Consider the following 21,946-nt stretch of genomic DNA (forward strand, 5'->3'; position numbering starts at 1 on the left):
GAAATTAGTTTCCACCCATTCCCCCCCAGATGTCAAGCCTGATTTTGTTAAGAAAGATGTGAGTAAGGCATAGCTTGCTAAGGGGGGGCTGGGGGGGGTTCTTATCATAATATTTTGGGGTTTAACATCAAGGTGAGTAAATCCTTGCTTGTGAACAAAACTCAGCGCGCTTCCCACTTGTTGAATAATTGGCAAAGCTTTTTCTTCCGACAAAATGCCGTTATCTTCGAGATGGCTAGCTAAGTCAATTCCGTCGATTAATTCCATCACCATGCACCACAATTCGATATTTCCCACCATTTCCGGAAACACTTCGTAAACTTGGACTACGTGGAGATGGCTGCACTTGGCTAAAGATAAAGCTTCGTTGACAAATTTGGTTTGGAATTCGCGAAAGTTTGGCTTACCTTGAACGTTGGCATTTAGGGTTTTGATGGCGACTACTTTACCTTCTTTGCGGTTTTGGGCGCGGTAGGTGACACCGAATCCGCCGCCGCCGAGGATTTCTTCGATTAGGTATTTGCCTTGGTGTAGTTGTTGTCCGGGCGGCCAGTGCCTCATGAGGGGTATGTGAGGATGTGGAGAGGATGGTTTTGATTATAGCTGAGATGGGGGAATTTTGTTGAGTTTTTTCTTCCTTGTACAGTCTTCTCGATCGCCCCTAGCCCCCCCTTAATAACGGGAGAACAAGAGTTTGTAAGGTGCGTCAGTGCGGAGATTCTCGATTGTTGAGAAGATAACGCACACTGACTCACCCTACAATTTAAGGTGACGGTTTATGGTTGAATGAAAATACCGATCGCATTATGAACTCTCGCAGCAGTTGACGGAGGTCGATCGAGCAAACTACCTCCCAAATACAAACTCGTCGAACTTCCCCCATCCAAATTTAAAGCCTCCACAGCACCCATTTGCTGCAATATCTGCGCCAGTTCTGCGAAATTTGGTCCCGCCCCGCCCGCGCGATTGTGCACGGCTACAATCAGCAAATTCCCCGCAGCATTTCGCCCGATCGCACTTCTAATTGCTGTCTGTCTAACATAGGCATCGCTAAACCCTTCCGCCTTAGCATCCAGCACAACTCGACTGTTTTGAACTAACACCGGCCCGCCGCCGAGAATGTAAGGAAAACGGTTAAAATCAGCAGGAAAAGTGTTAGTTTCCAAACGCAATAAAGTGCCGATGGAGAGTTCAGATGCAGGGAAAAAATCGGAACGTAAAACCAAAATATAACCGTTAGCTGGAATGGGAAAAGTTGTTGTTCCCGCCGCACCTCCGGGGGATTGGCTGACAACTCTATCGCCCGCCACTGTCACAACTATTTCATTGTCAGACAACGGAGTATAAGTTGTTCCCCAATCAGAATTGTAGCGACCGATTCCCGGTTGTACGTAGGCACTATTGAGATGAGAAACGGGCAAAGGTTGATTTGCAGGGGTTATCAAAGTTTCTTGCAAAGTTAAACGATCGATCGCAAATTCTCCCCGATCGTTCCAGGCGATCGCCCCCCGGTTCAATATCGGCCCGGAAAGCCATTTATTGTCCCGCCGAATTGCCCCTAAAGCTAAGCGATTAATTCGATTGAAAAAACCTGCATTAATCGCCGCAGCCACTCCCGAAATTTCTGCTGTTTGCAATAAAGGTGCAGTGCCTTGCTCGGCAGGCGGATTGCTGAGAATTGGTCGAATTTTTACACCAGCTTGACGGGGATTAACTTCTAACCAAACTACCGGAAAACGAGCAGTTCCTAAATTTTGATACTGCTGCCGCCACTGCACACCGGGCGCCCAAACAATGTTTTTTTCTACTAACGAATCAGGCCGAATGTCGATCGCTAATCGATTGGGATTTCCCAGGCTGAAAACTTGCGGCCGCCAACCTAAAGGAATCGTCACTTTGACTTTGGTTTGAACGCCATCAGGTTCGACTTTTAGTGATAGCAATTGTTTGCTGGTTGAGAAAGTCTGCTGAATTATGGCGGGTGCGACTTTGGCATCGATCGCGATCGACCATTCTTGACCGGCGATCGGCGCTGCGGGCGTTATTTGCAGCGGCAGGGCGGGTTTGGTCGGGTCGTCTGGTGTTTCGAGGTTTGGCGCTGCGCGGAGGTTTTGCAGTGGGATAGCGGGCTTTGTAGGGTCGTCCGGGGGGTTGGGTGTGGGTGTCGGCGACGGGCTCGGCGTATTGACAAAGTTAACTTGCCAAGGGGCGGGCCGATCGATATCTACTACAATGCGATCGCCCGATTCTATTTCTGCTTGCCGAATTCCGGTAACACTTGCAGTTTGAGAAGTAATTTTTAGAATATTCCCATCAGCAGATATCTCCCAGCCCGCAAGTCTAGCAAAATCGGTAACATCTAAGTAACGATACGGGCCTGTTGCCCGCGCTGCTAAACTTTGAGCGCCGGTTAAAGATACCGAAAACCACTGCACCGGTTGTTTGGTACTGTCGGCGCTGCTGAGCAAATCCACTCCCGCACTTTGCATCAATCCAACGTCAGCAATCCAAGTTCGGAAATCCCCAGAAGTGCTGTTTGCCGGCTGCTGAGTCCAACTTAGGGGGAGAATGCGGCCGTTTAGAGACACTTGGCGGCCTTGTCTAATTCTCGAAGATGGCGGTACAGATTGAGCCAAAAACCTATATTCCGACACGGGTTGAAACCCCTGTCTCATAGCTGAAGTTCTCTCAAGAGAATTATCTGTCAATATTTCAGTCGGTTTTAACCGACTTTCGCTATCAGCCAGGGAATTCATTCCCTGGCGGGATATCGAAGCATGAATCAACCCAGCCCTCTCCCCCTCTTGTGCTCTTCCGGGTTGATTCCACACTACAGACGGGGCGATCGCCAGTACGGGTAAAATCGAAACTGACAATATTGGACGCCAATAGGACAAATTACATTTCACAGCTTACAACTCACAATTTCACTTCTAAACGCACGGGTGTCTAGAAACCCGGAATATCCGTATGTTTCTTCCTACTAAACCCGATATTTTTGACGGTGACTGCGATCGGCATGAAGCTGTCGATCGAGTCTAGGTTAGCCGATCGCGCTAATTGCGCTAAAGACCTACTACGAAATGCTCACGCCGGAATACAAATAACAAACTCAGAGCCCTGCCCAAGGGAGGAATTCACTGTTAGCGTACCTCCATGTTTTTCCACAACAATCTGGTGGGCGATCGACAATCCTAATCCGGTTCCTTGACCCACAGACTTGGTTGTGAATAAGTGGTTAAAGATGTTTTCCCTGACTTCGTTAGACATCCCCACTCCATTATCCTTAATCCGAATCAAAACCTGATTGTTGTCTTCGCTCAGAACAGTTTGAACCGTTATTTGATTAGCTAGGGCTTTAATTTCACTAAAGCGCAGCCCCTTATTTGACTCCTCCAGAGCGTCAATGGCATTGGCCAGTACGTTCATAAATACCTGGTTTAACTGTCCGGGAAAGCATTTCACTAGGGGCAACTTACCATACTCTTTCACAACTTCAATGGCAGGGCGGAACTCGCTTGCTTTTAAACGGTGCTTGAGAATCAGGAGAGTGCTTTCGAGTCCGTCATGAATATTGAAAGCAACTGGTCGATCGCTATCAGCCCTCGAAAACGTTCTCAAACTTGTACTGATATTGCGAATGCGCTCGACTCCCTCCTGCATCGAGCCAATCAATTTGGGCAAATCTTCTCGCAAATACTCCAAGTCTATAGCCTCGATTTTTTCTTCAACTTTAGCTCCAGGCTTGGGAAAACTATCTTGATATACATCGATTAGCTCGAACAAATCTTGTAGGTATTCTTGAGCCGGTTGCAAATTGCCGGCGATAAAGCCTACGGGATTGTTAATTTCGTGGGCTACCCCTGCGACTAAATTTCCGAGAGCAGACATCTTCTCATTCTGTACCAATTGCAGTTGCATCTGTTTGAGATCGTTGAGATAAAACTCTAGTTTTTGGGCATAATCCTGGGATTGCTGATACAGTCGGGCGTTCTGTAAGGAAATTGCAGCTTGGGAGCACAGGATGTTGAGGATGGCGACGCGATCGCCCGTGAATACCCCTGTTGCTAAATTATTTTCCAAATACAAAATCCCCATCATTTTCCCTCGCTCGCTGATCGGAGTGCAAAGCAGGCTCTGAGGTTGGTGTTGGATAATGTAGGGGTCAGATGCAAATTTTGGTTGATTGCTAGCATCATCAAAAATCAGGGTTTCTTTTGTACGTTTGACGTAGTTGATTATGGTTAGAGGAATTACTTCGCTCTCCTCAACCGGAATTGATTGCAGAAGGCAGTCTTGACGGTTTGTGCAGTGAACGTTTATCGTCCAGTTTCCCTCTTCATTCAAAATTAATGCTCCGGTTTGTGCTCCGGCATTCTTCACCACCACTTGCATGAGGGTAGTCAGCAATTGATCGAGTTTAATTTCGCTAGATAGAGTTTGAGAAGCTTTGATAACTGTCGGCAAATCTACTAACCCCCAACTGCTTGTGCTACCGATAATTGTTCTACTCGTGTTAGATATGGAGGATTCACTGCTGGAGGTGTGAGTTGTTTCGCTCGGATTCTGGCAAGTTCGCTCCTGTTGCAGGATCTGAGCAAGTAATTGGGGATAGCCCTGTTCTAGATGGTCAATCTTTGCTTTTGCTCCCCAACGAGCGTAAGCATAGTAAGCATCAATTAAATAGGGTTTGGCAATTTTTTCTTTGCCCCATTCCAAATAGAATTTGGCAGCGAGTTCGTGAGCAAGTGCTTCTTCGTTGATGTACTCGTTTTCTTTAGCAACATTGATCGCTTTGTCGTACATCTCGATCGCTTCTATTTTTTCCCCTAAAACCCGATGCCGTTCTGCCTCCACTAGATAGAATTTATGCAGATGATTCATGGGGGCATGATGCGCCCATTTCTGCATTTTTTCTTGATTAGCTTGTACTCTGTCAAGAATGCTCTGTCGATCTGCCTGTGGAGTATCAGGGTACACCGCCAACCGCACCAGAGAATCGTAGAAATAGAAGATGGCAACAGTTATCTGCCCTGAAGCTGCGCTCAAACAGCTTTCTATTTGAACGATAGCTTTAAAAGCTTCTGGGTAATTTTCAAATACATAACAAAGCGCAAGTTTGTGCAAGTATAAGTAATGAATTGCTAGGTAGTTATTGGTTGTTTGATACAGTAGCAGCCTTGTTTCTTCGTCGTAAACTTCTCCCTTAATAAGGCAGGGATTAGGGGTTATTCCTATTAAGTTTAAAACGGCTTGCCAACAAATTTGCTGATAAGAAAGTGCTGTTTCTTGGTTAATTTTACTGAGACCATCTGCATAGGTTGCTATCTCTCGTTCAAGTTGCGTTAGTTGCTTCCCAATAAAATACGAATAATAAGTGTATTCAAAGATAGCATAGCCAGCAAATTCTAACTCGCCGGTTTCTAGCCCCCCAAAATAAGTTGACCGCAATGGTTCTAAGCTATTTCTGAGATGTTCTTTCCAAGGCTGAACGCCAGCATAAGCTATTCCGGCTGTCTTGCTTTGAATTTCTTTGGCATTTAACTTTGACACTAGACGTAAAGCCAGTTGACCGAACTGATAGCCCCGCTCGATATCTCCGGCTCCGCAGAGAAAGAAAGCATATAAGACATAAGCAAAGGGAGACACAGGAGCATTACCATGTTGGACGGATAAATTGACCTGTTTGCTCACTATTAAAGGCACCAGTGGCGGCAGCGCTATGTAGGCAGAAGACCATACAGTTGACAGCACCCTTATAGTTGCTACTTCATGAGGATCTGTCATTTGAGGGAGATCGATTAAGTCCTCAGTTCGCTTTCCGCTCAAAATTGACGAGGTTTCTGAGAATGCCTGCCTAATATCCGATGGGTTTGGCTCGGAAGGAAACTCTACCCCCAACTGTCTTAAAACTTGCAGTCCCATATTCAGAGCTTCTTGCAGCCTGTTCTGAGCCATATAAGCTTGAATCTGGACTTCGTAAGCCTTCACTTTGTCCAGTAGCGTTTTGGCGCTGTTTTCCACGACAGATGCTAATTCTTCCATCCGGTCAAAGTCACCGCTTAGATATGCCGCTTCTGCTGCTTCGGTATGCAGCGCTAATGTTAGTTCGTATTGATTCTCCCAACTATTTACTGTCAGTAATTCTCTGCCAACTTTGAAATATTCAACTGCAGCAGCATAAGCGGTAGCAGCTTTTGCTTTCTTTCCAGCAACCAGATTCAAGCGTGCTAATTTCTCCCGTTCTGCCTCCTGAGTAATTAACTCAACTCCCACATTTAAGTGGTTGACAATATCAAAAATTCTTTCTTCTCGATCGGCTTCGGGTGTATTGTTTAATAACAGTTGACCGATTTTTAAGTGAGTCGATCGCTTTTGGTCTTCAGGAATGAGGGAATAGGCTGCTTGTTGGACGCGATCGTGTAAAAACTTATATTTGGGCAATTGGTCATGGGTAATTGGTAATTGCTCATATTGCTTGCCTTTACCCATTACCGATTCGCTATTCCCCTCTGCTTGATAAAACTTATAAACTTCGCTAATGGGTAAAATTAGCCCGTCTTGTAGTGCCTTCCATAAAGCGGATGCGGTTTCTACGGCAACTTTTTCACTAACAATTGCCAGGGTCGCCAAATCGAACTGATTGCCAATACAGGCTGCAAGCTTCAAAACTTCTTGCGTTTGAGTTGGCAACTTTTGCAACTGAATCGCCACAAATTCAACCACATCATCGGTGATGGCTAGCGATCGCACTCGTGCAATATCGCACTGCCAATAGCGGGTATCTAAGTTAAAAGCGATCGATCCATCTTCGTGTAAAGACTTGAGGAATTGAGTTCCAAAAAATGGATTACCCTTAGTTTTTTGATAAACCAATTCTGTCAAGGGTTCCGCTAACGGTTTAGAACAAGCTAGAGTATCGGCAACTAAACAATTTACGCCCCCTCGATCGAGCGGCGCTAAGGTAATAGTGTTCACCTTTGCTTGAGTTTTTTGAATCTCTGCTAACGTTAGCATCAATGGATGTGCTGGAAAAACTTCGTTATCCCGATAAGCTCCTATTAATAAGAGATAGCGGTTATCAGTAGCACTTATCAGCAGTTGAATTAATTTTAACGATGCTGAGTCTGCCCATTGCAAATCGTCTAAGAAAATCACTAAAGGATGTTCTTTTCTTGCGAACACTTGAATAAATTTATCAAACAATAAATTAAATCGATTTTGAGCGGCACTGCCAGAAAGTTCTGGGACTGGCGGTTGCTGTCCGATAATACGTTCTAGTTCGGGAATGACTTCAATTATCGCCCCAGCGCTATCACCCAAAGCTGCCAAAATTTCCAACTTGCATTGTTCAACTTTAGCATCTGTTTCCGATAGCAATTGTCCCATTAAATCGCGAAAAGCTTGGACAAATGCTGAAAAGGGAAGGTTGCGTTGGAATTGGTCAAATTTGCCTTTGATAAAGTAGCCGCGCTGCCGGACAATTGGTTTGTGAACTTCGTTGACCACAGCGGTTTTACCAATGCCGGAGAAACCTGCAACGAGCATCATTTCGGCGCTACCTGCACTCACGCGCTCAAACGCCGCTAGCAGGGAGAATACTTCGCTTTCTCTACCGTATAATTTTTCGGGGATGATGAAGCGATCGCACAAATCTCGCTGCCCTAAATCAAAGTTAGCTAGTGTCCCTGTCTCTTGCCACTGGGATAAGCAAGTTTCTAAGTCGTACTTGAGTCCTAGGGCGCTTTGATAGCGAGCTTCAGCATTCTTCGCCATCAGTTTGCTTACCATCTCAGACAGCACCAATGGAACGCTTTTGTTGACAATTGAGGCGGGGAGTGGCTGTTTGGCGAGGTGGCAGTGTACCAAATCTATTGGGTCATCCGTTTGGAATGGTAACTTTCCTGTTAGTAATTCGTAGAATGTTACTCCTAGCGAGTAGAAATCTGTGCGGTAATCAATTCCTCGGTTCATTCGCCCAGTTTGTTCGGGAGATATGTAAGGTAAGGTGCCTTCAAGGACGTTGGGATTTTGAATTTCTTGGGTTTCGCGAGGCAGCAGGGAAGCGATGCTGAAGTCAATCAGCTTCACTTCTTTGCTGGTGGGGTTAATTAGAATGTTGGCCGGTTTGAGGTCTTTATGGATGACGTGGTGGCGATAAAGTCCGTCAAGGGCGTTGGCAATTTGAATTGCAATGGGAAGAAACTCGTTAACGGGCAAGCCTTCTAGTGGTTCCTTACTCTCGACTGCTAGACGAGCGAGGTAGCTACTCAAGGAGATTCCGCCAAAGTCTTCCATTACCAGAGCATAGTGGTTATGGTAGTTTTCCAGGCTGTATGCCTTGACACTGCCGGGGATCTCTAAGTTTTTAGCAATGACGTACTGGTTGCGGAAGTGAACTAGCTCGTTGAAGCGGGGAAAGTCATTCCGCAGCAGTTTGATCACGACGGGCTCCCCATTTGAAGTGCGAAGACCGCGATAAACTAGAGTGCGATTACCTACGTATATTTGCTCGTTAATGTGATATCCTAGAAAAAGATTTGTTATGCTAACCATATCTACGTATTCCTACTACTTCTATAAAGCCTGAAGATTCTTAGAGTTGATATCTACTATTTTCGCTCTATCTGCTGTGCTATTCATTAATTACATTTTTCTTAATATATTTTGAAAAACAAATTATGAAATAGCGATTTTAAGAGCAATACTTAATATTTTATGTAATAGATGTTGAGACTGGAGTTGAGACTAAGTAGAAAATGACTCCGCGATCGCTGATGGAACGACAGCACTTCATTGAAGAGGAACTTAAGAAGCTCATTAATAGGGGTGGCATCATTATGGATAGAAAGGAAATGTCCCAAATGCCAATCCACTCAAATCCGTAAGAACTGCCACAGTTGAGCTAAACAAAATTACTACTGCCAAGTTTGTGGGCGTCAGTCGATTTGAGATTTGAGATTTACTGCACAAATGAATCTGGGAGATTCAACAAGAGTCTAAAATTTTTGCCTCTCCACGACTCGTGTCAGCAAGTAAGTATCTGTTTTTGGGCGCGGTAAAAAAGGCTGGGCTGGCTCTATCAGATGCTCCCAAGGTGTCAGAAATCCTTGAAATAGGCTTCGTTGATGAGTTACAAACGTTTGTGGCTCAAAAAATACAAATTAGGGTTATGCACAACTGTCAACATTTTTCGGCCAGACATCTTAGCGTGAGTTCTGGACGATCGCTGACAAGACTTGCACGCAAACTCTGACTGTAAGCGGTGAAATTTTATCAATTTTTTGATAAACTTGATGTTCGCGGTCCGAGGGTTGACTGCACAATAAGACAGGTTTTACCAGTTGTGAACCGCGCTGCTACAACATTGCACCTACCGACTGAGCGGGCAGGTGGCTTTTGTGTCTGCGGGCGCTGACGAAAGCAACTCAACAGCGCAGCAAGCAAAATAACGCTAAAGTTACTATCTACCTGAGTCCGCAAGGCTACCCTTCCGAACTCAGGAAAAACCCACACAAAAAACTAGATCGCCTGCAATGTATCTAGTTGCAGGACGCCGATCGCCCAAAGAATCACTGCTTTTTAACAGCAGGGTATTCTAGGAGACATCTCCGAGGCGATGCGAGCGAGATAATTTAAAATCTGCAAACAGGGTTTCAGTGCTAAGTACAGGCCGCATAGACGTAAATTTTTAATCAAATCAGCTTCCAACGTGCTGTCTTAAAGTTTACTAGGCTCCCACCGCTCGGCAGCCTTCTCTCTCCGAGCTATAAAAACGCATCAACCACACAATCACGGAAATAACATTCAATCAACATGGGTAACACGATCGATCCAAACAGAAACAGAAACGTGCATCAGACTGAGCGAGGAACTCCATTCGCCGGCCAAAGCTGGTTAGTGGAAGAAAGAGATGCCTGCGGTGTGGGGTTTATTGCCAACCAAAGCGGCGAAGCTACGCACTCGATTATTGAGAAAGCGCTGCCAGCTTTAACTTGTCTGGAACATCGCGGCGGTTGCAGCGCCGACCAAGATTCCGGCGACGGTGCGGGTTTAATGACCGCGATTCCTTGGGAATTGCTGGATGCTTGGTTTGCCGAACAGGGAATTGTGCCTCCGGCGCGGGAAAACTGTGGCGTGGGAATGCTGTTTTTGTCTCAAGATAAATTTCAAGCGACTATAGCGCGGCAGGTGGTTGAGCAAGTTCTGACCGATCGCGGGCTGAAAGTTTTGGGATGGCGCCAAGTTCCAATTGTACCGTCGGTTTTGGGCGAACAAGCGCTAGAAAATCAACCTCAAATCGAACAAGTAATTGTCAGTTCACCGCACTTAGCCGGAGACGAACTCGACAGACACCTATTTCTGGCGCGCCGCACGATCGGACACGAGCTGTCAAAGCGCCCCAACTTCACCCGCGAAGACTTTTATACTTGCTCTTTCTCCTGCCGCACGATCGTCTATAAAGGCATGGTGCGATCGGCCGTACTAGCAGAATTTTACCCAGACCTGAAAAATCCCGCTTATAAAAGCTCCTTTGCCGTCTATCACCGGCGCTTCAGCACCAACACCCTGCCCCGCTGGCGCTTAGCCCAGCCGATGCGCTTGCTGGGACACAACGGAGAAATTAACACGCTGTTGGGCAATATTACCTGGATGAAGGCGCGGCAAGCGAATTTAGCTCACCCGAATTGGAGTCAAGCTGATATCGACACGTTTAACCCAATTGTCAATCCTGAAAGCAGCGATTCGGCAAACTTGGACAACGTGATGGAGTTGTTGGTACACTCCGGCCGCACCCCCCTGGAATCCCTGACAATTCTGGTGCCCGAAGCTTACAAAAATCAGCCGGATTTGGCTGACTATCCAGAAATTGTCGATTTTTACGAATATTACAGCGGCATTCAAGAACCTTGGGACGGCCCCGCACTGCTGGTATTCAGCGACGGGAAACAAGTAGGTGCTACGCTCGATCGCAACGGTTTGCGGCCGGCCCGCTACTGCATTACTAAAGATGGTTTGGTAATTGTGGCTTCCGAAGCAGGAGTTGTCGATATTCCCGAAGCAGATATTGTCGAAAAAGGCCGTTTGGGGCCAGGACAAATGATTGCAGTTGACCTGCAAACTCAAGAAATTCTCAAAAATTGGCAACTCAAACAGCGAATTGCTAAGCGGCATCCCTACGGCGAATGGCTGGAAAAACACCGCGAAACCTTGGAACCGCAGCCTTTTGCCGAAACAGCAACCCTCGACTCGCAAACGCTCTTAGCAACCCAAACTGCTTTCGGTTATACAGCCGAAGATTTGGACATGGTAATCGTCGAGATGGCGAGTTCTGGGAAAGAACCGACTTTCTGCATGGGCGACGACGTTCCCTTGGCTGTGTTGTCAGAAAAGCCTCAGTTGCTGTACAACTATTTCAAACAGCGGTTCGCTCAAGTGACAAATCCGCCGATCGACCCCCTGCGCGAGGGGATGGTGATGTCGCTGACGATGAATGTGGGCCTGCGGGGCAATTTACTGCAAGCAGTACCAGAAAATGCCAAGCGCATGAAAATTGATTCCCCCGTACTCAACGACGCTGAACTTTATTTCTTGAAAGAGCAAAAGTCTTTCCCCGCAACCGAATTGTCAACGCTTTACAAAATTGCTGCCGGGCCGGGAGGCTTGAAAACCGCAGTCGAGCAACTTTGTCAAGAGGCGGCTCAAGCGGTGCGCGAGGGTTCGAGGATTCTGGTTTTGAGCGATCGAGTCTCGAAGGCAGAAGGGGAATCTTCTGTGGGATTGAGTGCAGAATGCACTTATATTCCGCCCTTCCTGGCAGTTGGTGCGGTTCACCACCACTTAATTAGCGTCGGCCTGCGGATGCAAACTTCCCTAGTTGTGGATACCGCCCAATGTTGGAGCACTCACCACTTCGCTTGTTTGCTCGGTTACGGGGCGGTGGCTGTTTGCCCTTATTTGGCATTGGAAAGCGTGCGCGCTTGGTGGTCTGACGCCAAGACTCAAAACTTGATGCAGCACGGCAAAGTTCCCAATATTACCGTGACGCAGGCTCAAGCTAGATACCGCACAGCAGTGGAAAACGGCTTGCTGAAGATTATGTCGAAAATGGGGATTTCGCTGCTGTCTAGCTATCAGGGGGCGCAAATCTTTGAGGCGATCGGCATTGGCGGTGATTTGCTCGATTTGGGCTTCAAAGGCACTGTTTCCCGCATCGGCGGTTTGAGTGTGGCGGAACTGGCTAACGAGGTAATGTCTTTCCACAGTCAGGCTTTCCCAGAATTGATTCTCAAAAAGCTGGAAAACTTCGGCTTCGTGCAGTACCGCCGGGGTGGTGAATATCACATGAACAGCCCGGAAATGGCGAAGGCTTTGCACAAGGCTGTAACTACTTTTAAGGCTCAAACTAACAGTAATGGCAATGGGGCCGAACCAAAAATGGAACCAATTGGTTCCAAAAATTCTGAAACGGCTTACGATCACTACGAGGTTTACAAGCAACAGCTCGAAAACCGCCCGGTAACGGCTTTGCGGGATTTGCTGGATTTCCAGAGCGATCGCCCTTCCATTCCCATTGAAGACGTAGAATCTGTAGCAGATATTGTCAAGCGCTTCGCCACGGGCGGAATGTCTCTCGGCGCTTTGTCCCCGGAAGCCCACGAAACGCTAGCGATTGCGATGAACCGCATCGGCGGCAAATCCAACTCCGGCGAGGGCGGCGAAGACCCGGTGCGCTACAAAGTGCTAAACGATGTGAGCGCGGCCGGTTTCTCACAAACGCTACCTCACTTAAAAGGTTTGCAAAACGGCGATACAGCTTCTTCATCCATCAAACAGGTAGCTTCGGGACGCTTCGGGGTGACTCCTGAGTATCTGATGAACGCCGAACAAATCGAAATTAAAATCGCACAAGGTGCGAAACCGGGTGAAGGCGGTCAATTGCCAGGGGCGAAAGTGAGCGAGTACATTGCTTATTTGCGCCGATCGAAACCGGGTGTCACGCTGATTTCGCCTCCTCCTCACCACGACATTTATTCGATCGAGGATTTGGCGCAGTTGATTTTTGACTTGCACCAAATCAATCCGAAAGCAGGAGTTTCGGTGAAGTTGGTGTCGGAAGTCGGCATCGGGACTGTAGCGGCCGGTGTCGCCAAGGCAAATGCTGATGTGATTCAAATTTCCGGCCACGATGGCGGCACCGGTGCTTCGCCATTGAGTTCGATTAAGCACGCAGGTTCTCCGTGGGAACTCGGTTTGACCGAAGTTCACCGGGTGCTGATGGAAAATAAATTGCGCGATCGAGTTTTGCTGCGCGTTGACGGTGGCTTTAAAAGCGGCTGGGACGTGATTGTAGGCGCTTTGATGGGCGGCGAAGAGTACGGTTTCGGCACGGTGGCAATGATTGCAGAAGGCTGCATTATGGCTCGGGTTTGCCACATGAATAGTTGTCCGGTGGGCGTGACAACTCAACAAGAACACTTGCGGAAACGGTTCCCCGGTACGCCGGAACACGTTGTTAATTTCTTCTATTTCGTAGCACAAGAAGTGCGGAGTTTGCTGGCGAAATTGGGTTATAAGTCGATCGCAGATATCATCGGCCGCGCGGATTTGCTGAAAATGCGCGATGGGGTGCAACTAACTAAAACGCAAGCAATTAATTTGGATTGTTTGACCAAGTTACCGGATACTAAGAGCGATCGATCTTTCTTGATCCACGGCGACGTACACACCAACGGGCCAGTGTTAGACGACGATTTGCTCGCGGATGCTGAGATTCAAAGTGCGATCGCCAATCACGGCACTGTTAGCAAGAATGTAAAATTGGTGAATACCGATCGCACTGTAGGCGCACGTTTAGCAGGTGCGATCGCACAGCAACACGGTAACACCGGTTTTAGCGGTCAAATCACCCTCAACTTCACTGGTAGCGCGGGCCAAAGCTTCGGCGCGTTCAATTTGCCGGGGATGACGCTGGTACTGTCAGGCCAAGCCAATGACTACGTTGGTAAAGGGATGCACGGCGGTGAAATCGCGATCGCACCTCCGGCTGGTGCGACTTACGATGCTTCCGAAAATGCGATCGTCGGCAACACTTGTTTGTACGGTGCGACGGGGGGAACTCTGTTGGCTGCGGGTAAAGCTGGCGAACGGTTTGCGGTGCGTAACTCGATGGCGAAAGCAGTCATTGAAGGTGCGGGCGATCACTGCTGCGAGTACATGACTGGCGGCGCGATCGTCGTGTTAGGAAAAGTCGGCCGCAACGTCGGCGCTGGAATGACTGGCGGCTTGGCTTATTTCCTCGATGAAGATGGGACTTTCCCGGCTCATGTCAACGGGGAGATTGTGAAGATGCAGCGCGTTTGTACGGCGGCTGGGGAGGCGCAATTGAAGGAGTTGATTGAGGCTCAGTGCGATCGAACCGGTAGCAAAAAAGCTGAGAAGATTTTAGCAAATTGGTCGGAATATTTGCCAAAATTCTGGCAAGTTGTGCCGCCGAGTGAAGCGAATTCGCCGGAGGCTTCGGAACAAAAGATTGCTGTGGAAGCGTAATTTTCCTGTTGGTTAAATAGATGAGGGGCGACGCAAGTTGCCCCTTTTTTAATCTTCATATCAAATCCCTTGGTATCGAAATTTTTCATCTCTCTCTTCTCTTCCTCAGCGTCCTCTGCGCTCTCTGCGGTTTAATAATTCCTTTGATTTTATGCCCAAATGCTTCACCCTGCCCCAGGGAGAAGTTCATACCACAATGGATGCTTAAGCAGTTCGATCGCGAATATCTCCCCAAATTTCATCAGGATTTAAACCCAGTTCATGCAGTTGATATTTTTCACGAAATGCACTGAGAGATTCTCCAAAGCTCAGTTCGATATTCTGTGGCTGTTTGCGGCGTTGAATGTATTCGCGCAAGGCGATTTCAACTAAGGTTTCGATCGCAATTTCTCGCTCCAGTTCGATCGCCTCTTGCAGCAATGCCGTATCCACATTTAGGTTCGTCACCATTGGCTTTCCTCTTTTAAATGACATATTTCATCGGCAGCTATGACCAATCTAATTCATCGTCAGTATCCCCTTGAAATTCGGCAATCTCGAAATCAGCTTCGGTGGATTTATGAGAACCTGCAAACATTCCAAACTGGATAAATGTAGGCGTTCGAGGAATGGATGGCGCCGCCAAAAAAGTAATCACCACGCGACTTTCATAAATGTTTTCAGGAAATTCTAACAGTTCGATGACTCCATTTCTATAAATTCCTTCAAATGTTTGGAGCATAATGATTCACCTCGCGTACAATATGGTCTATCGACTCGCTAGCTAACAATCCCAGTCTAACAAATCTTCCCCCAAAAACACAAATTTTTGATATAATAGTTTCAGCAAATATAACATTATATCAAATCTGTCGGGCGATCGGCATTCGCGGAGGTGCCGTTTTCCACATCAAATCTATTTCTTCCGGTGTCAATCCGTAAGCTTGATTAACTAAGTCGGATAAACGGTGTTCGAGTCTCAACGCCTCAGCTTTGCGAGATTGAATGGCCGGTGCATATTCATTATAAGTTTCGCGGACTGCTTTCAGTCCAGCAACGCCGAGAGGATCGGAGGATTTAGTTTTCGGCATTCGCTTTCTGATTTCTGCTACGAACTCGGCAAAGGAAAGGGCAGAAAAATCTTCTAGTTTTTGTCCGACTTTATCAATTAAATAAGTGATTTCCAGCCATTGCAAGACATCTCGGTGAGTTTGTTGATTAGTTTGGGTGATTTCAATTAAACGGCTGACAAGTAGTTCGACTTCGGCACGAATTGAGTCAGTTGGTGGTGCGATGGGTAAAGTTTCAAATAAATATCCCATTGGGCTAATTGCCCCTGACAGCATTTGAGTAAAAACTCGATGGCTGTACCACCAAATTAGCGGTGAATTGAGCCAACCTAGCAGACATAAATCGCTGTTAGCCAGAATGAAGGTTTTATCATTTCCATAAGCACTAGAATTATCCCATGCGTATTGCGGCAAAGTTTGAATAACCTGATAAATAATTTTGGGGTTTTCAAAAGTCCTGTAGTAAGCACAGCTACGCAGTTCCCACCAGTAACGTCCTTTGTCAGAACGCTTAGACAGTTTTTCTTGCATCGGCTTCATATACTGATACAGCGATGGAAATGTTTGTGCAAATACTTCCTCTGCTTTATCGTTTGCTTTACTCCACGGCCATACACTATCGCTGCTAGATTTCAGCAAAATAACCCAAAGATTTGCCCACTCTGGACTCCAGCGTTTAATATCTTGACCTCGTAAATAAGGCTTGATAATTTCCGCAGATTTAGGGTCAGCTTGAACCAGACTATTTTTAGTAGCTTCATCAATCAAAAAAGCTTCATTAAATCCTGTTAATATACCCCGATAAGGCTTAACCCCTGCAAAATCTTTTAGCGAAACTCCCACTCGTTGAATTTTCTGCATCAACTCATCAACAGCAGGAGGTTCCAGACTCCAAGAATTCGCAGTGAAACGATCTCGCGAAATTTGATAACCGTGTTGTTGAACGTATTGTGTAAGGTTGATATTAGCAAGTTCCTCGCGCGGAACCGGACAAACAATCACAGGCGAATTAGGTTCAGATTTACCTGGCTCAATCTCGCTTTCTGTTTCAGAGATACATAGAGAAGCGTTAGGTTTTCTGACTGCGACAATACAGGGAAAAGTATCAGCATCCTCAAAAATTGGCGCGTGTCCAAAATCAACAATTTGCTCTAGTAAACCTTGACTGGCAAAAAACTTGCGTAGAGGTTCGCCGTATCCAGACCTCAGCCATTTATTTGTGACAATATACGAAAGCACTCCCCCCGGTTTGAGAATGTTTAATCCGAGTTCATAAAAGTAAGTATAAAGGTCTGCTACGCCGTTATATGATTCATAATTTTCTTGCAAGTATGGTTTAATTGGGGATAGCAACTCCTGCCGCACGTAAGGCGGATTGCCAATCACAACATCAAAACCACCATCAGCAAAAATCTGGGGAAATTCAGCCTGCCAATCAAACGCTGTATCTGCTACATTACTGTCGGCGACAATCGAGTTTCCCGCTTTAATATTATCATCCAAATAAGTCAGCATTTTACCAGGTTCCGCCGTCTTCAACCACAGCGAAAGCTTGGTAATTTCCGCCGATTCCGGCAGCAAATCTACGCCGTACAGGTTGTTGCTTAAAATGCTTCGGTCAAATTCCAGCGAGTTGCCGTTTTTTGGCTTATACCCCAAAGCATTCAATTCGCGATCGACTCTTTCGTACTGCTGCATCAAATAATCAAAAGCCGCAATCAAAAAAGCACCCGAACCGCACGCCGGATCGATGACGCGCGTTTTTTGCAGCACCTCGTCTCGATAGGCTTTCCAAAACTTAATTGCAGTTTTCTTTGGTGGCTGAACCGACACTTCAGCAACTTCGCTAATTAGGAAGAAATCGCGCAACTCTTGCTCTCGCCGCTGCAAATAGCCACCGAGAGAAACCTCGACAATATACTGAGTAATAAAAGCTGGCGTGTAAAACACACCTTGAGTTTTTCGCTTGCCTTTTTTCTGATTGTATTCCTGTCCGGTAGTTTCAGCATTTAATTCTTCCAAATCTGTAACAGACTGCTCGAAGATATGCCCCAAAATATCGACCGAAACTTCGGTATCAAAATCAAATCGCGTCAAGTTCTTAAGCTGACTGCATAAGGGATTTGGCACAGTCAATTGTGCGTCTAAAACCGGATCTAATTTAAATAAACCGCCGTTGTATCCCGGTACAGGAGGGTCATCATTTCCAACATCAACCCAACGAAATACAGATTGATAATTTTCCCAAATTAATCTAGGATTGTATTGGTCTTTGTGGTCGTGAGCGTTGCTGAGGGTGTTTCGCGGTAGCAACCCTTTATCTTCACAAAAAGCAATGAATAAAACACGGTCTAAAGTTTTTTGAGCTTTTTCGATGAGTACGCGATCGCGGTTGGGGATATCCTGCGGCCCAGAAAAGCGAAAATGCTTGACGAGAGCGAGTCGAATTGCTTTGTACTCTTGATATAATTTATTGGTAATTTCTTCTTGAGCTTCGTCAGAGTCTTTTAACAGTCTGTCAATAACAGAAACTGTTTGAGCTTGGTTTTGAGGCAAAAAATTGCGGCGACACAGCAGAAAGTAAAACCGCTTAAAAGCTTCCCTATCCGCCAAGTCAGCCAGAAAAAATTGTTCGTAATAAGCAGGAGTTTTATTGGTATGATAAAGTCGCAACTCTCGATAATTCGAGACAATAATCCAGCGACAATCGGGTGTATAATTAGCGTAACGCCAACCTTGGTCAACCGCTGATTCCGAGCGCCCGGATGCGGGACGGTCTAAATCATTTTTCGCTCCCTTGAGTTCGATCGGAGCAATCACTTTACCTTGCAGGGACACGGCTTTGCCTTTAGGATTGTCAGCAGCAGTAAAAAAGCCGATCGCCCCGTCAGCAGAACCGCCGCCATCAGATATCGTTTGTTCGGCGTTAATTTCCCAAGCTTTCCCCGCACCTTGAATTACCGAGCGATATCCCAAAATATCCTGAAAAATATCATTAATAAAATTGCCGTGCAGCGAAACTTCTTTAATTTCGTCTAACGTACCCGTTTTAAGTGCAGCAATCCACGTTCCCAATTTTTGGTGGCGCACTTCCATATCTGGCGGAAAGCTAAAAGCACGCAAAGCAGTGTTGAGTGTTTTGCTGTGAAAAAGGGCGCGACTAGAGCGATTTGTCATTTTTTCAAGCAGGTTAATAAACTTAATTTTACAGCATCCAAGTGCAACAGCCGCTCAGACCTTCTGCTATCAAATCACTTATACTCAAAGGTCGATCCTCTTCGAGGGCTTCGCTAACGCACCCTGACCCCTCAAAAAAGCGTGTGAAGCGCGGCTATCCCCTAGGGAATCGCTGGCTCAAGAGTCAAAAACGCCACCTCTAAAGCTGAGCTAGCTCTCATTTACTTTGCATATTGTAATTATCACCAAAAGCTATCATTTTTTCTTAGTAGCTTTCCGCTGCTCCCTTCGGGTTTTACAGCAAAAGTTAAATACGCCTGAGCTTATCTGCACGGAGCGAAAAGTTTTGTTACAATAGGTAAGCTGTTACAAATCGTAACTTATGCTGGTTTCTATTTTAATAATTGACGTTGCCCTCGTTGCCTGGTCTTTGCACCTAATGCAGGAGGCGATCGCGCAACGGGAATTTTCACTAATGCTAGCCGGCACCCTAGTTGCGGTCTCAGCCGCCGCCCTGCTAGTCGTCTACTTCCTCATGGGGTCTTGTTTGAGCCATTTGACCGAAATATCGCAACACACTTACTAGATCATAGTAGGGGATTGACCATTGTCCAGAAGCGAGGAGACTTTTTTGAAGAAAAAGCTGAAAGCCTTGCCAATCCAGGGCTCAAAACTAATTTCCCCAAAAAGCTTGACAAATATTGGTCAGTTAAGGCATGATTGAGAGCGCGAAAAGAAAGGGGAATTAGCTCAGTTGGTAGAGCACTACAATGGCATTGTAGGGGTCAGCGGTTCGAGCCCGCTATTCTCCATAAACAATATTAGGGAAACGGCACTGCTGTGTCCTTACTCGTAGGGAAACGGCACTGCCGTTTCCTCATCGCCGTGTCCTTACTCGTAGGGAAACGGCACTGCCGCGCCCTTAATTTCGATCGCGACTTGTACCTAAACAGTATTGGCGTGTCCTTAAATTCGATCGCGCTACACACCGCGAAAACCAATTTTCCCGTAAAATCAAAACAGTCTACCCGCAACCAAAGCGCTACCTGTGGCAAAGTCAACTGAATCCAGCAATCCAGAGAGTCCGAGCCAACTTGCCCGCACGCCTCTGTACGACCTATCATTAGAACTCAAAGCCCGGATGGTACCATTTTCCGGGTGGGAGATGGCGGTGCAGTACGCAGGCATCAGCAGCGAACACCAAGCAGTACGCCAGCAAGCAGGAATGTTCGACATTTCCCACATGGGAAAATTTGGTTTGAGAGGGAAAGAACTAATAGAAAAATTTCAACCCTTAGTACCCTCAGACTTGAGCCGCTTGCAACCCGGCCAAGCTCAATATACAGTCTTGCTAAATGCCCAAGGCTGCATCTTAGACGACATTATTTTCTACTGCCAAGAACCAGACCCTATCACTAGCGAAGAACGTGCAGTAATCATTGTCAACGCCGCCACTCGCATCGCCGACAAAGCATGGATCGCCACTCACTTAGAATTGAGCGAACTCAGTTTTACAGACCTCTCCGAAGATAAAATTTTAATTGCAATTCAAGGGCCGGAAGCTGTTAACTATCTCCAGCCTTTTGTGGAAGACAACCTCGCACCAATTAAGGCATTCGGTCACTTAGAAACAAATCTGTTGGGACAGCCGAGTTTTATCGCCCGAACTGGTTACACCGGCGAAGATGGGTTTGAAATCATGGTGGATGCCGAAGTAGGAAAAGAACTGTGGCAAAAATTGTTAGCTGCTGGCGTTGTTCCTTGCGGATTGGGCGCGAGAGATACCTTGCGTTTAGAAGCAGCAATGGCTCTTTACGGTCAAGATATCGACGACAATATCACGCCTTTAGAGGCTGGATTGGGTTGGGTAGTTCACCTCGACACCAAAGGCGATTTTATTGGTCGCGAGGTTTTGGAACACCAGAAAGCGAGTGGAGTATCAAAGAGGTTGGTAGGTTTAGAAATGCAGGGCCGGCACATTGCGCGCCACGGCTATCCGGTGATATTTGAAGGCGAAACAGTAGGAGAAGTTACTAGCGGTACATTATCGCCTACTTTGAATCGGGCAGTAGGCCTCGCGGTTGTTCCGGCCAAATTAGCGAAAATCGGTCAGCAATTAGAGGTCGAAATTCGCGGGAAAAACTATCCGGCTAGTGTGGTAAAAAAACCATTTTATCGATTGCAAAACCGCCCCAGTTAAATTAAGTAAGTAAGCCTTAATTCAGGGGCCGACTAGGAGCAACGACCGAAAAAAAAGTGAAGTGTATGTGTGGTTGTGGAACGGGCTTCTAGCCCGTTGCTCATCTTGGTCAAGAAGACTTATCTACTAGCTTAGCAAATGTTCGCAAAGTTGCAGCATAGCGATCGCCAGCCACATCTATCAAATCATTATGACCGGCCCCATCAACCCAAAAATTCAATTTCGGCTGCTTCGCCGCTGCAAACAACTGCTCTCCATGCCAAAAATGAACCACCTCATCAGCCTTACCATGAATCACCAAAACAGGCGATCGAACTTTGCCAATCTTATTAATATTTACAAACTTATCAAAGGGTAAAATCGGAATCCGCGTCAACACCCGAAAAGCCGAAACAAAGGAACTTTCAACCACCAAACCGCCGACTTTTTCCCGCGAAGCCAAATCAATTGCCGGTCCACCGCCCACAGAACGGCCGTAAAGAATAATTTGGTTTGCAGGTACTCCCAACTGTTGCGTTAAATAATTGTAAGCAGCATCAATATCACGATAAGTATTATACTCAGAAGGCTTTCCCTGACTCGTGCCGTAACCTTGATAATCATAGGCAAACACAGCAAACCCGCTATCTCGAATCTCTCTGAGTAGCCACAAAATGCCGTCCAAGTCTTCCGCATTTCCGTGACTGTAAAGTATGGTATATTTAGCTTGCGGGTTAGGAAAATGAACAGTAGAAATTTTCACGCCATTAGCTGAGCTAACTTTGATAACTTCCCTGCTCTCACTCTGACTAGATGGGGGAGGTTGAAAAATTAGCCGTTCTGAAAAAAAGAAACCGTAAAAACACAGAAATGCGTAAATAAAAATTAGAGAGCGCATAAGTCGTTTGACAGAAAATTCTCCGAAAAGCAAGCGTTTAATATTTTTTTTGTTCGAGTTAGCCATCACTAAAGGCTCATAGTTGAATAAGAT

Annotated in this window: 10 protein-coding genes and 1 tRNA gene; 4 read left to right on the forward strand and 7 right to left on the reverse strand. The window is 46.4% G+C overall.

Annotated features, from left to right (window positions below; all coding sequences use genetic code 11):
• The 3 genes from QUB14_RS15375 to QUB14_RS15385 all read right to left on the reverse strand — a co-directional run.
• Window positions 1-561, reverse strand: a 561-nt coding sequence (locus tag QUB14_RS15375) for a serine/threonine-protein kinase (RefSeq protein ID WP_333217828.1), incomplete at its 3' end; no start/stop codon positions are given.
• 215 nt (window positions 562-776) lie between these two features.
• On the reverse strand, window positions 777-2,897 hold the full coding sequence (locus QUB14_RS15380) for a phosphodiester glycosidase family protein (RefSeq protein ID WP_333217827.1): 2,121 nt from the start codon (window positions 2,895-2,897) through the stop codon (window positions 777-779).
• A gap of 190 nt (window positions 2,898-3,087) precedes the next feature.
• Entirely contained in the window at window positions 3,088-8,556 is a 5,469-nt protein-coding gene (locus tag QUB14_RS15385) for an AAA family ATPase (protein WP_333217826.1), read from the reverse strand.
• A 1,260-nt stretch (window positions 8,557-9,816) separates the two neighbouring features.
• Between QUB14_RS15385 and QUB14_RS15390 the strand changes: the two genes are divergently transcribed.
• On the forward strand, window positions 9,817-14,550 hold the full coding sequence (locus QUB14_RS15390; protein ID WP_333217825.1) for a glutamate synthase-related protein: 4,734 nt from the start codon (window positions 9,817-9,819) through the stop codon (window positions 14,548-14,550).
• Window positions 14,551-14,754: 204 nt separating this feature from the next.
• On the opposite strand, the gene QUB14_RS15395 is transcribed toward QUB14_RS15390, so the two are convergent.
• From QUB14_RS15395 to QUB14_RS15405, 3 genes are all read right to left on the reverse strand, one after another.
• Window positions 14,755-15,000: a type II toxin-antitoxin system VapB family antitoxin gene (locus tag QUB14_RS15395; RefSeq protein WP_333297233.1), complete on the reverse strand. Its 246-nt coding sequence runs from the start codon at window positions 14,998-15,000 to the stop codon at window positions 14,755-14,757.
• Window positions 15,001-15,037: 37 nt separating this feature from the next.
• Complete coding sequence (locus QUB14_RS15400) at window positions 15,038-15,271, reverse strand: hypothetical protein (protein WP_333217823.1); 234 nt, start codon at window positions 15,269-15,271, stop codon at window positions 15,038-15,040.
• A gap of 121 nt (window positions 15,272-15,392) precedes the next feature.
• Window positions 15,393-18,776, reverse strand: a complete 3,384-nt coding sequence (locus tag QUB14_RS15405; protein ID WP_333217822.1) for an Eco57I restriction-modification methylase domain-containing protein — start codon at window positions 18,774-18,776, stop codon at window positions 15,393-15,395.
• A 382-nt stretch (window positions 18,777-19,158) separates the two neighbouring features.
• On the opposite strand from QUB14_RS15405, the gene QUB14_RS15410 reads away from it, so the two are divergent.
• The 3 genes from QUB14_RS15410 (at window position 19,159) to gcvT (ending at window position 20,976) form a co-directional block, all read left to right on the forward strand.
• Window positions 19,159-19,362 (forward strand): hypothetical protein, encoded by a 204-nt coding sequence (locus QUB14_RS15410; protein WP_190659577.1) that lies wholly within the window; start codon window positions 19,159-19,161, stop codon window positions 19,360-19,362.
• A 153-nt stretch (window positions 19,363-19,515) separates the two neighbouring features.
• Window positions 19,516-19,588: transfer RNA gene (locus QUB14_RS15415), tRNA-Ala, on the forward strand.
• 236 nt (window positions 19,589-19,824) lie between these two features.
• Entirely contained in the window at window positions 19,825-20,976 is a 1,152-nt protein-coding gene (gene gcvT / locus QUB14_RS15420) for a glycine cleavage system aminomethyltransferase GcvT (protein ID WP_333217821.1), read from the forward strand.
• 109 nt (window positions 20,977-21,085) lie between these two features.
• Here the strand turns inward: gcvT and QUB14_RS15425 are convergent, their stop codons facing one another.
• Entirely contained in the window at window positions 21,086-21,919 is an 834-nt protein-coding gene (locus QUB14_RS15425) for an alpha/beta hydrolase (protein WP_333217820.1), read from the reverse strand.
• Window positions 21,920-21,946: the final 27 nt, after the last annotated feature.

Origin of the sequence: Microcoleus sp. B3-D2 (assembly GCF_036705345.1) — a bacterium.
In the GTDB taxonomy this organism is placed as follows: Bacteria; Cyanobacteriota; Cyanobacteriia; order Cyanobacteriales; family Microcoleaceae; genus Microcoleus.